The sequence below is a fragment of the Mycobacterium sp. ENV421 genome (genome assembly GCF_002887815.1).
Taxonomy (GTDB): Bacteria; Actinomycetota; Actinomycetes; order Mycobacteriales; family Mycobacteriaceae; genus Mycobacterium.
In genome coordinates this window covers 48945-60776 of record NZ_PDHO01000031.1, presented here as the reverse complement: position 1 = coordinate 60776, position 11832 = coordinate 48945, and the positions used below count along the sequence as shown (strand labels likewise).

Here is an 11832-nt window from a genome sequence, read left to right as displayed (position 1 = left end):
CCCCAGGTCAACGAGTCGCGATCAACTCCGCGTCCGAAAAGTGAGCCAAGTCAGGTCGCGTGCGCGGCGACCCACGCGTTGTGTCCGCCGAGCAGGTCGGACACGTTCTGAATACCGTTGGCGCGCAACAGCGATGCGGCCACACTGGAACGCCAACCACCCGCGCAGTGCACGACGATCGGCTTGTCGGTGGGCACCTCGTCGAGACGAAGGCGTAATTGAGCCAGCGGGATGTGGATCGATGCGGGGATGGCACCGTCGTCGCGCTCGCCCGGGTTGCGGATGTCGATCAGTGTCACCGCCTCGTCGGCCAGCAGCCCATCCAATTCGTAGACGGTGGTGCGGGGTGCGACCTGCACCAGGTCCCCGAGTTCGGCCGGGAACCTCCCGTCGCGACCCACGTTCAGGTAGCCGATCGAGTCATCAGATCCGATGCGGGCCAGCCGCACAGCCGCCTGCTGCTCCTCGCCCGGGTAGGCGATCAGGACGATCTGCTCACCGACTTCGGCCACCATCCCGCCGGTTTCGGCGAAGCGGCCGTCGAACCCCACGTTGATCGACCCGCGTAGATGCCCGGCCGCGAAATCCTCGACGGTACGCGCGTCGATGATCCGGACGCCGGCATCGAGCGCCTGGCGGATCTGCTGTGGCGTCATCTCGGGCACTGCGCGGTCGTGCTGCAACAGGGGGTGAATCCGCTTGTTCATCGCGGCGTCGGAGGCGAAGTAGGCCGGTGCCGCGGGCTGGCCCGATGTGACCAGCGCGACGAACGCCTCCTCGGTCATCGGCTGCACGGACGGATTGCTCGCGCGTTGCTCGCCAATGGTCGAGATCAGCTCGCTGGACAGGTTTTTCCCGCACGACGAGCCGGCTCCGTGGGCGGGCATCACCGCAACGTTGTCGGGCAGACGCAGGAGCTTGTCGTGAATCGTGTGGTACATCGCCCGGGCCAGATCGCTGGTCGAGCTGTCACCGATGTTGACAAGGTCCGGTCGGCCGACGTCGCCGATGAACAGCGAATCTCCGGTGAGCACGGCGGCGGGCTCCGCTCCGGCGCGCTCGCGGACGAGCACACTGATCGACTCCCACGTGTGTCCGGGGGTCGACAGGATCTCGAGGTCGACATCGCCGAGCGACAGGTGTTCCCCGTCGGCCAGCCTACGGATGGGGTAGTCGGTCTCCGCTGACTCGCCGAAGCCGATCCACGCCCCGGTCGCGTCGACCAATTCCAGGTGTCCGGACACGAAGTCGGCGTGGAAGTGGGTGTTGATCACGCCCTCGATGGTGAGCCCGTATCTGCGTGCGTCAGCCAGGTAGTCGCTGATGTCGCGGCGCGGGTCGACGACGACCGCGCGCCCGGTGGTCTCGTCGCCAACCAGGTACGAAGCGTGCGACAGGCACTCGATGTAGTACTGCTCCAGGATCATGGCACGTCCTTTCAATCCTTTCGGCCGCCGCTCGCGACGGTCCGTCAGACTGTTCTACATACCCACCGGGGTATATATTCCCGACCAAGTGAGATACCCAGGTGGGTATGCCGACGGGAGCGGGTACGGGGAATGGACCCGCCGGGTGGGTCGTTGTTACGAGTGCTTAATACCCCCACGGGTAAGCTGACACTAAGTAGCGAACGAAGGGACTCACCATGGTCGGCGATCAGGACGCCATCGAAGCGGTGCTCAACCGGCTGCGCCGGGCGCAAGGTCAGCTGGGCGGCGTCATCTCGATGATCGAGCAGGGCCGCGATTGTAAAGACGTGGTCACCCAACTGGCGGCCGTCTCACGCGCCCTCGACCGTGCCGGCTTCAAGATCGTCGCCACCGGATTGAGGGACTGTGTCACCGGCGAGGCATCCGGGGCGGACAAGCCCATGACCGAGGCGGAGCTGGAGAAGCTGTTCCTCGCACTCGCCTAGCAACGACGACAAGGGAGTCATCATGAGCATCGCGTTAACCGCCAGCCTGGACACACCTTTCGACGATGCCGTCGCGCGGACGCGTAAGGCGCTGGCAGATCAGGGTTTTGGTGTGCTCACCGAAATCGATGTCAAGGCGACGATGAAGAACAAGCTCAACGAAGACATGGAGAACTATCTGATTCTCGGCGCCTGCAACCCACCGCTGGCACACCGTGCAATCGGGGTCGACCGTCAGATAGGCCTGTTGCTTCCGTGCAACGTCGTCGTTCGCAGTGACCCGGATGATCCGGGCCGCACGCTTGTCGAGGCCATGAACCCGCAGCTGCTCGTGGACGTGACCGAAGAACCGCAACTTGCGCCCGTCGCTCAGGAAGTGGCCGATAAGCTCGGCGCCGCCATCGCGGCGCTGACCGCCTAGCCGAGACCAGGCACGATCTCGCTGAGACTGAAGGTCGCGGGCTGCTCCAGTTGCTCGTAGGTGCAGGAGCGTGGATCGCGGTCGGGCCGCCAACGATTGAACTGGGCGGTGTGCCGGAATCGCTCACCTTCCATGTGGTCGTAGCGCACTTCCACCACCCGCTCGGGCCGCAGCGGCACGAATGACAAGTCCTTGCCGGCGTTCCATCGAGAGCCGGCATTCTTCTGGGGCGTGCGTTCGCCGGCCTCGAGTGCAGCCCAGTTCCACGGGTGGGAGTCGAATTCGGTTACCAGAGACTGCAATTCGGTGAACAGTCGGCGCCGCTCGGCCATCGGGAACGCCCCGATTACACCGACCGACGCCAAGGCCCCGTCGTCCTTGTAGAGCCCGAGGAGCAGCGAACCGATCGCGTCGTCCCTCGACTTGTGCACGCGGTAGCCGGCGACCACACAGTCCGCGGTCCGCTCGTGTTTGATCTTGAACATCACCCGCTTGTCGGGCTGGTAGGTGATCGTCAGGGGTTTGGCGATCACCCCGTCGAGCCCGGCTCCTTCGAATTCCGAGAACCATCGCTGCGCGGTGTCCGCATCCGTGGTCGCGGGCGTGACATGGAACGACGGGCCGGCGTCGGCCAGGGCCGCCGTCAGAGCAGCGCGACGCTCGCTGAACGGGCGCCCGGTGAGATCGTCGTCGCCGAGCGCGAGTAGATCGAACGCGATGAACGCGGCCGGAGTCTTCTCGGCGAGCATGCGTACGCGGGAGTCCGCGGGGTGTATCCGCTGTTGCAGCGCCTCGAAGTCCAACCCGCCGTCGGTGGCGATGACGATCTCGCCATCGATCACGCACCGCTGCGGCAACTCGGCGAGCGCTGCGCTGACCAACTCGGGGAAGTAACGCGTCATCGGCTTCTCGTTGCGGCTGCCCAGGACCACGTTATCGCCGTCCCGAAAGCAGATTGAGCGAAACCCATCCCACTTCGGTTCATAGGAGGCGTCGGGCGGCATGGTCCGCACCGGCTTGGCGAGCATCGGCGACACCGGGGGATTGACGGGCAGCTGCATGGTTTCATTCTCGTCTCGTGCGAGGGGGCTTCGCGCGTGAGTAGGTTGAATAGCGTGAGCAGACCCCGACTCAACCGGTCGTTCTGATGGCGACCAAGGCCGAAGAGGTCGACGTCGACGGCGTCGCCGTCAGGCTCACCAACCCGGACAAGGTCTACTTCCCCAAACTCGGGTCGAACGGGACCAAGGGCAAACTCGTCGAGTACTACCGCACAGTGGCAACGGGCGGACAGCTGCTGACCGCATTGCGCGACCGCCCGACTCACCTGCAGCGCTTCCCGGATGGCATCGACGGTGAGGAGATCTACCAGAAGCGGGTGCCCGAAAAGCGCCCCGACTATCTGCACACCTGCCGGGTGACCTTTCCGTCCGGGCGTACCGCCGACGCCCTGAAGGTGACCCATCCGTCGGCGATCGTGTGGGCCGCTCAGATGGGCACAATCACGTTGCACCCGTGGCAAGTTCGCTGTCCGGACACTGATCACCCCGACGAACTGCGGGTGGACCTCGACCCGCAACCGGGTACCGGCTTCGACGAGGCGCGCACCATCGCCATCGACATCCTCAAGCCGGTGCTCGACGAGCTCGGCCTGGTCGGGTATCCGAAGACCTCCGGCGGCCGTGGTGTGCACGTGTTCGTCCGGATTCGGCCGGACTGGGACTTCACCGCGGTGCGTCGCGCCGGGATCGCGTTGGCGCGCGAACTCGAACGCCGCGCGCCGGAACTGGTGACCACGTCATGGTGGAAAGAGGAACGCGGCCAGCGGGTCTTCATCGACTACAACCAGAACGCCCGCGATCGCACCTTCGCCAGCGCCTACTCGGTGCGCGCGACGCCCATCGCCACCGTCTCCACCCCGCTGACCTGGGAAGAACTGGCGGACGCCGATCCCGACGAGTTCACCATGGCCACGGTGCCGGCGCTGATCGCCAAACGAGGCGACCCGATGGCCGGCCTGGACGAGGTTGCGCACTCGATCGATGCGCTGCTGGAGATGGCGGCCGCCGATGAGGAGCGCGGCCTCGGCGACCTGCCCTACCCGCCCAACTATCCGAAGATGCCCGGCGAACCGCCGCGCGTGCAGCCGAGCAAAAAAGTCGCCGCGCACTGGGATGAACACGGTAACCCGAAGAAGTGAAAGGGCTACGCGGACTGATCATTACAGCGTCGACGGTGTTCTTCCTCGGGGCATGCTCGTCGGCAGGCCAACCCGTCGTCGCGACTGATTCGGCTGCCACAACCGCGGCTCCGGCGATCACGCGGAGCCCGCAGGCGCGTTCGCGCGAAGCGCTGGTCATGCCCGACCTGCGGGGAATGTACTGGGCCGACGCGGATCCGGCTCTCCGGACACTGGGCTGGACCGGGGTGCTGGACAAAGGCCCGAGTCTGCCGAACACCCCCTATGCGCGCAATCAGATCGCCGTGCAGACCCCGGCGCCGGGCCAGGTCATCGCCAGCGACGCGGTCATCACTCTGCAGTTCGCCGCCTGACCAACGTCCTCTCGCGAACGTGACGCCAGGGTTGCGCACGGCGCCGAATCCCGCCCTGGCGTTACGTTCGGCTCAGTGTTGAACTTTGCTGAATCGTTGAACTTTGCTGAATCGCGAGAATCCCCTGATTCGCCCGTTATGGTGGAATCGCCGTCTCGGGGGAGGGGCACGACATGGCTGCGGCAGCGTATGTGGGGCGAATCAGCGGACTCGCGGTTGCGTTAGGCCTTGGGATCGCAATCGCGGTTGCCTGTCCCGGTGCGGCGTCGGCCGCGTCTTCGGACTCGACCGGGCATGTCAATAGGTCGACCGAAAAGAAACCCGCTGCGAGCCAACGAGTTTCGTCGACAGCCCGGGTCAAGCCTGCGACCAGGCCGGCTCGCCGTCCGGCGACACCATCGCCGGACTCGCCGCTGTCGTTGGCGGTGCTGGCGGTGGCCCGACGACCGGAACGGGCAGCCGCGGCCGCGGCCAACGGGTCACCGGTGATTCAGAACGTCACCTTGGGCACACCCTCGCCGGCCACCGGCGCGCTCACCGGCACCGTCACCGCAAGCGACCCGAACGGCGACACGATCACCTACCGGGCCAGCACCTCCGGCAAGGGCAAGGTGACGATCACAAGCGCCGGTGTCTTCACCTACACCCCGACCCCGGTGGCCCGACACAACGCGGCGATCGGCAACGTCGATGCCCTCATAGCCAGAGACACGGTGAACGTGGTCGTCGCCGACCCTGCCGGCTTGACCGCCACCAGCACGATCACGGTGCCGATCGCGCCGAAGAACGCCATCCCCACTGCCAGGACCACGGTCAACGCGCCTATCGCCAACACCGGCATCGTCTACGGCAAGGTCGTCGGTGCCGACGTCGACAAAGACCGCCTGCTCTACAGCGTGAACCCCGCCACCGCGAAGGGCGGCACCGTCACCGTCAACGGCGGCGGCGCGTTCAGCTATACACCCACATCGGAAGCCCGGCACACCGCCGCGACCGGCACCGACAAGACCGACACGTTCACCGTCACGATCGACGACGGTCACGGCGGAACCCTGGTTGTACCGGTCACCGTTGCGATCAGCCCGAAGAACACCGCGCCGACCGGCAGGCCCGCCATCGGACCACGCGACGTCAACAGCGGTGTGGTCACCGGCGCGGTCCTCGGCGCGGACGCCGACGGTGACGCCATCACCTTCGCGGGATCGATCAGCACGGCCAAAGGTGCGGTAGTGGTCAACCCGGACGGCAGCTTCACCTACACACCCACCGCGGCCGCGCGCGCCAAGGCCGCGGTATTCAGCGGGCCAGTGACCGACAAGGTGGACACCTTCTCGGTCACCCTCACCGACGCGCACGGCGGCACCACCAACGTGGCGGTCACCATCACCGTCAGCCCGGGCAACACGATCGCGGCCAACGGGCTCACCACGTTCTGCGGCTGCACCTTGATGCCGGCCGACACGATCTTCCACGCCGACATCAGGGACCTTCCGGTGCTGGCGAAGTCGAGCACCTGGCTTGGCGTGCTGGGTGCCGGGCGAGGCGCCACACTGGGCGCCAACTGGGGCAACCAATGGATGAAGAGCACCGGTGGAATGCCGGTAAACGTTGTGGGCGCAACGCATCCCACCGAGACGGTGATCTTCAACCGCGGCTACTCCACCAGCGGACCGAGCATCGACCCCAGGCCGTACGCAATCCCGAACCGGCCCATCGTCGAGGGCATGCCCGCACTGCCGGCCTGGGACCGGCACCTACTGGTGTTTCAAGAGGGAACATGCATTTCACAGGAGCTGTACAACGTCGCCAACGGGGTGGAGATGCCGGCCAACAGTCCGCTCGACGGCGTCGGCAACGCGCTCTACCGCGCCAGGTACGGGTCTAAATGGATTGCCGAGGCCGGGGTGCACTACGACATGAGCTCCCCGCTGTACCCGTCCGTCGGCTGGGCCAACGCTTCGCACCTGCCGTACCTGCCGCTCATCCTGCGCCCAGATGATCTGGCCCGAGGCAGCGTCGACCACATGCTCGGCATTGTGATCGCCAAGGACCGGGGCACCGGGTATGCCTGGCCGGCAGGCGCCGGGGACGGGACCGGCGTCAACCCGGATGGGGTGCCGATGGGCAGCGTGCTGCGGTTGCGCGGCGATTTCGACATGTCCGGCTACTCCGCCGCGACGCAGGTGGTGCTGCGGGCGCTGCAGGAACACGGCGCGGTGGTCTACGACTCGACCGTGCCCGGCCAGGACGGCGCGAAGCTGCTGGCGATGAGTAACGGTTGGGCAGGCAGCGAGCACCTCACCGCTCAATCCGAGCTCAACACGGTTCCGCTGAGTGCCTTCGAGGTCGTCGACGTGTCCGGCATCCTGGTCGATCCGACGGCCGGCTGGCAGATCCGCGTGTGATCGCCAGGCGGGTTGGCTATTGCCGACGCCGCAAGTTGTGGTAGACACTCAGCAAACTCGCTTAGGAATTTCTCAGCTGAGCGATGTGGCCGGAGCGCAGGGGGAACCATGAGGCACAGCGGCAGCGGACACGGCGCTCACCGCGCCCGGCGACCTCGCCGTCAGCCGTACGCGTGGCTGGGTGCCGGCGCCGTGACCCTCGGTCTCGGCGCCGCCCTCGCCAGTGGAACCGCCGTCGCTCATGCCGATACCGGCGCCTCGGCGGCGGGCAAGTCCACGGCCAGCAGCTCCGAAGGCAGCTCGACGTCGTCGAGTGCCACCGACTCGACCGCGGTCAAGAAGTCCACTGCGCACTCGGCGCGCCACAGTGCCGTGACGTCGTCGGGCGGAAACGTCAGCGCGCGCAAGGCGTCATCCGCCACGGCGAGTGACACACCGGCCGCGGCGGCCGCCGTCGACACCGGATCAACCGAGGCGGTGAGCGCGACACCGATCGCGACGCCCACGCCGACGACGTCGACCGCTCATTCGGCTCGCGTTCGCCCGGTGGCCGCAGTTACCACCACGGCCACGCCCGCCGCCGCCAATGCGACGCCCAGCAGCTACTCCTGGCTGCCGTCGACGCCGCCGGTGGTCGCCAACGTCGCGGTGAGTCTGGCCCTGCAGCAGATCGCACAGGCGCAGTCGGACCTGCAGCAACAGACCTGGGGTAGCGGCAACATCGCCGCCGGTCTGGTGTCGATCGTCCCGCAGGTGCTGCTGACGCAGGCCGCACTGGCATTGAACACCTGGGGAACCGCGATCACTCCGACCCAGTCGCTGTACGCCAGGACCTCGGGCGTCCCGATCGTGCACGAACTGGCCGGGGTAGGACTCCTCGGCGCGCTGTTGCTCCCGACGCTGGCCACCACCGCACTCAACAGCACGGGACTGTTCCTGCCGTTGGTTGGCGCCTTGGAGGGGGCCGGCTCCATCACGCCGGTGCAGAACGCGGTCAGCACGGCCGCGCTCAACAGTCGGGTGTACGCGCTGGTTCCGGTGACCATGCGGTCCACCACCGAGCCGATCGTCTACATCACGATCAATGGCGGACCCAGCACACCCGTGCTCGTCGACACGGGCTCGTCGGGACTGGTGGTCACCATGGCCTCGGTTGGCGATGCGGCACCGCTGGGCGCACCGACCGGCACCGTCACGAGTGGCTACAGCGGCGGCCTCAGCTACACGGCCACCACCTACACGACGACCGTGAACTTCGGAAACGGCATCGTCTCGGGGCCGACGAACGTCAACATCGTCAACCCTGAGGACGCCGCTGCCGCTTTGGCCTTCTTCCACCAGCTGGGCGGCGCATCCGGCGTCCTGGGAATCGGCGCCAACGCGGCGGGCCCCGGACCCCAGGGCCTGCCGACTACCGCCCTGCCCGGTGACCTCAGCCAGGGTGTATTCCTCTACCAGAGCCTGTTCCTCGGCATCGCCGGCGTGATGGTGTTCGGACCCAACCCGCTGCCGAGCCGGACCTCGGTATCCGGCGCGCCCGATGCCTACCTGAACGTGAAGATCAACAACAACTCGCCGACGACCGTCGGGGCGATCATCGACTCCGGCGGCGTGTACGGGACGATCCTGTCCTCGATGATCGGCGGCGCCGGCAGCGTGCCGGTGGGGACGAGGATCTCGGTCTACACCCCCGATGGTGTGTTGCTGTACTCCTACACCGTCACGTCGCAGAATCGACCGACGGTGATCACGAGTGGGCTCATCAACACCGGTTACGTCCCGTATCAGCATGGCCCGGTCTACCTCGACTACACGACGCCTGACGGCCAGGGTGCGACGCATTTCGACTACGCCTGATTCTTTGGCGCGCAACACGACTCGCCCAGTCTTGTCGCTGTAGCAAATTAGTTGCTGACAGTTTGGGCGTTTCGTGAACCCGCGTCCGTTTGCAGGCATACCCTCCGCTGAGGCGCTGTCGCCGTCGTTGGTCGGGAGGTAGAAAGTCATGGGTGCTTCGAGGTTTGTCGGTCGGGTTGGCGGATTGGCGGTGGCCCTCGGAGTGGGCGCCGCGGTGTTCTCCACGGGTTACGGCGTCGCATGGGCGGACGGGTCGACGGGATCGTCGGGGGCAAGCTCGAATTCGAGCTCTGCGAGCGGCGCCGCGAACTCGTCCGGAACCGGGTCGAAGGGGGCGTCGACATCCACCGGGGCGTCCAAGCGGACGACCACCGTCGGGTCAGGTCACGTGGTCGGTACCGGCGGTGCCAAGACCAGCTCCAAGCATTCCAAGGCCGGCCCAGCTCCAGTGCGCGCCGATTCCGCGGTGTCCGCGCAAACAACGAGTTCCACTGCCGGAGAGGCAAACAACTCGGGATCGCAATCCGGTTCCGGCGGTAGCTCCGATGTCGTCGCACCGTCGGCGAACTCGACTGCCGCAGTAGTGACGCCGGCGGCATCGCTGGCTCCCAAGCTGCCTGTGCTGCCGTCCCCGAGTGCGATCTCCGGAGTGCTGACCAACGCTCTGCACGACGTGCTCGACCCGTTCTCCGGTGGCCTGCCCAGGCCTGCCGTCGACTCGCCACTGGCGCTGACCTTCGCGGCACTGCAGCGGCGCACGACCGCGTCGGCGTTGGCGAGCAATCCGATCGCGATCAATCCGGTACTGGTCATCAATGACGGCATCATCGACGGCACCACCAACGCCACCGGGGCGTCCGGACTCACCTACACACTGATCAGTGGGCCCAACAAGGGCGGGAAGATCACCTTCTCCGCGACCGGCGACACCAACTACACGCTCGGCAACTTCAGCTACCTGCCCGACCAGTCGGTGCTCGGCGGAACGGTCAATGAGCAGTTCAAGATTCTGGTAGCTCAGAAGACCCAGTTCGACCAGATCGTGGAGAGCATCCCGCTCCTCGGCGGCTTGGCCGGTCAGGTGATCGTGGTCCTGCATCAGACCCCGGTCCTCGGTGACCTGCTGGCGCCGATCATCGGGTACTCGCAGGTCGCCACGTTCAACTCGACGGACGTGCTGCCCGCGACCGACCCCGTGGCCTACACCTACAAGATGCCGTCCTTCGACGGCACCCTGATCAGCGTCAACTGGTTCCCGAAGCTCGGCCTCACCGGATCCGACACGGCGCCAACGATTCTCGACGGCCCCGGTCTGGCGACGGCCGGCCAGACCGACCCGTACACGCAGTACGGCATCGGCGGACTGACACCGGGTGTCTCGCTACTGCGCGACAACTACAACGTGGTCACCTGGGATCCTCGCGGCGAGTTCGCCTCCGGCGGCATCCTGCAGCTCGACAGCCCCTTCTTCGAGGCACGCGACGTATCGTCAATCCTCAATTATGTTGCCGGATTGGATAACTCGCTTCTCGACGGTCCGAATGATCCCCGAGTCGGGATGGTCGGAGGCTCCTACGGCGGCGGTATCCAGCTCACCAGCGCGGCCACCGACCCACGGATCGACGCGATCGTCCCGGGTATCTCGTGGAACTCACTGAACAACTCGCTGTACCCCGACGGCTCGTTCAAGACGTCATACGCGTCGCTGCTGCTGCTGTCGCTGGTCCTGTCGAAGGCCCGGATCAACAACCTGATCTATCAGGGCATCATCACCGGCGACCTGTTCGGAGTCCTGACCAACACTGCGCAGTCTTTGTTGGCCAGCAGCGGTCCCACGTCGCTGCTCAACCAGCTGAAGGCGCCGACGCTGCTGATCCAGGGCACGGTCGACGTGTTGTTCACCCTGCAGCAGGCGATCGACAACGCGCAGACGATCATCGCCAACCCGTATGGCACGCCGGTGAAGATGATCTGGTTCTGCGGCGGCCACGGGGTGTGTCTGACCAACAACGGTGACGTCAACCCCAACCTGGCCTCGACGTTCGCCTGGCTGGACTACTACGTGAAGGACGGCAACACCAGCGGGACACCGAACATCCCCAATTTCCAGTTCACCGACCAGAACGGGAATTGGTACCAGTCAGACTCCCTTCCCACGTCGGGCAGCGACTTGTTCGGCACACCCGATCAAGCGGTGACCGGAGCGTCCGGCGGGAGGCTGGGAATCGTCCCGATCATCGGTGGCTCCGGGCCCGCGCCGCAGGCGGCGATCCCGTACTCGCTGGGCTTGGCGTCCAAAGCGCGCAACGCGATCAACGTGGCCGTGCCGACCCAGGTCGGTACGACGTACCTGGGCGCGCCCACGGTGAGCTTCGACTACCAGGGTCTGGGTAACAGCCGCTTCGTCTACGCACAGCTGGTGGACAACAAGACGGGTCTGGTCGTTGGGAACCTGGTGACGCCGGTGGCGGTGACGTTGGATGGGCGCACTCACACCGCGACCATCAACATGGAGAACATGGTCTACACCGCTGCCGATGCGAGCGACGATCTGACTCTGCAGATCACCAGCTCGGCGACCGCATACGAGAGGTTCACCGCGTTCGGCGTCGTCAACATCTCCAACATCAACCTGACGCTGCCGACAGCCGACCCGACCAAGTTCAGCCCGGAGCCGTAAG

Annotated in this window: 10 protein-coding genes and 1 pseudogene; 7 read left to right on the top strand and 4 right to left on the bottom strand. The window is 66.1% G+C overall.

Annotated elements, in window-relative coordinates:
• Positions 1-50 precede the first annotated feature (50 nt).
• Entirely contained in the window at positions 51-1427 is a 1377-nt protein-coding gene (locus tag CRM90_RS25010) for an MBL fold metallo-hydrolase (protein WP_102809594.1), read from the bottom strand.
• A 218-nt stretch (positions 1428-1645) separates the two neighbouring features.
• On the opposite strand from CRM90_RS25010, the gene CRM90_RS25005 reads away from it, so the two are divergent.
• Both CRM90_RS25005 and CRM90_RS25000 read left to right on the top strand, forming a co-directional pair.
• Positions 1646-1915 (top strand): metal-sensitive transcriptional regulator, encoded by a 270-nt coding sequence (locus tag CRM90_RS25005; RefSeq protein WP_036341925.1) that lies wholly within the window; start codon positions 1646-1648, stop codon positions 1913-1915.
• 22 nt (positions 1916-1937) lie between these two features.
• The gene (locus CRM90_RS25000; RefSeq protein WP_102809593.1) at positions 1938-2336 is read left to right on the top strand and encodes a DUF302 domain-containing protein; all 399 of its coding nucleotides are present in this window, start codon (positions 1938-1940) and stop codon (positions 2334-2336) included.
• On the opposite strand, the gene CRM90_RS24995 is transcribed toward CRM90_RS25000, so the two are convergent.
• The gene (locus tag CRM90_RS24995; RefSeq protein WP_102809592.1) at positions 2333-3397 is read right to left on the bottom strand and encodes an ATP-dependent DNA ligase; all 1065 of its coding nucleotides are present in this window, start codon (positions 3395-3397) and stop codon (positions 2333-2335) included. The two genes, CRM90_RS25000 and CRM90_RS24995, sit on opposite strands and share 4 nt — an antisense overlap.
• Positions 3398-3483: 86 nt before the next feature.
• On the opposite strand from CRM90_RS24995, the gene ligD reads away from it, so the two are divergent.
• The 3 genes and pseudogenes from ligD to CRM90_RS24980 all read left to right on the top strand — a co-directional run bounded on the left by ligD (position 3484) and on the right by CRM90_RS24980 (position 7294).
• Positions 3484-4536, top strand: coding sequence for a non-homologous end-joining DNA ligase (gene ligD, locus CRM90_RS24990; protein ID WP_199190044.1), 1053 nt, complete (start codon positions 3484-3486; stop codon positions 4534-4536).
• 152 nt (positions 4537-4688) lie between these two features.
• Positions 4689-4889 (top strand): annotated as a pseudogene (locus tag CRM90_RS30780) (PASTA domain-containing protein); the annotation flags it as partial.
• Positions 4890-5323: 434 nt separating this feature from the next.
• Positions 5324-7294 carry a cadherin-like domain-containing protein gene (locus CRM90_RS24980; protein ID WP_158249059.1) on the top strand — a complete coding sequence of 657 codons (1971 nt, stop codon included), beginning with the start codon at positions 5324-5326 and terminating at the stop codon, positions 7292-7294.
• A 239-nt stretch (positions 7295-7533) separates the two neighbouring features.
• Here the strand turns inward: CRM90_RS24980 and CRM90_RS24975 are convergent, their stop codons facing one another.
• The gene (locus tag CRM90_RS24975) at positions 7534-7800 is read right to left on the bottom strand and encodes a hypothetical protein (RefSeq protein ID WP_102809589.1); all 267 of its coding nucleotides are present in this window, start codon (positions 7798-7800) and stop codon (positions 7534-7536) included.
• Positions 7801-7840: 40 nt separating this feature from the next.
• Here CRM90_RS24975 and CRM90_RS24970 point away from each other — a divergent pair, with 40 nt between their 5' ends.
• Entirely contained in the window at positions 7841-9151 is a 1311-nt protein-coding gene (locus CRM90_RS24970; RefSeq protein WP_102809588.1) for a PecA family PE domain-processing aspartic protease, read from the top strand.
• Between the two features lie 228 nt (positions 9152-9379).
• Here the strand turns inward: CRM90_RS24970 and CRM90_RS30555 are convergent, their stop codons facing one another.
• A complete protein-coding gene (locus CRM90_RS30555; protein ID WP_158249058.1) occupies positions 9380-9523 on the bottom strand; it encodes a hypothetical protein in 144 nt (47 codons plus the stop codon).
• A gap of 16 nt (positions 9524-9539) precedes the next feature.
• Here CRM90_RS30555 and CRM90_RS24965 point away from each other — a divergent pair, with 16 nt between their 5' ends.
• A complete protein-coding gene (locus CRM90_RS24965) occupies positions 9540-11831 on the top strand; it encodes a CocE/NonD family hydrolase (RefSeq protein WP_233209497.1) in 2292 nt (763 codons plus the stop codon).
• Position 11832: the final 1 nt, after the last annotated feature.

What these genes read in the sequence shown, in the direction of transcription:
- CRM90_RS25000 (WP_102809593.1), top strand. Translation starts at nt 1,938, where the DNA reads ATGAGCATCGCGTTAACCGCCAGCCTGGACACACCTTTCGACGATGCC.
- CRM90_RS25010 (WP_102809594.1), bottom strand. Translation starts at nt 1,427, where the DNA reads ATGATCCTGGAGCAGTACTACATCGAGTGCCTGTCGCACGCTTCGTAC.
- CRM90_RS25005 (WP_036341925.1), top strand. Translation starts at nt 1,646, where the DNA reads ATGGTCGGCGATCAGGACGCCATCGAAGCGGTGCTCAACCGGCTGCGC.
- CRM90_RS24995 (WP_102809592.1), bottom strand. Translation starts at nt 3,397, where the DNA reads ATGCAGCTGCCCGTCAATCCCCCGGTGTCGCCGATGCTCGCCAAGCCG.
- ligD (WP_199190044.1), top strand. Translation starts at nt 3,484, where the DNA reads ATGGCGACCAAGGCCGAAGAGGTCGACGTCGACGGCGTCGCCGTCAGG.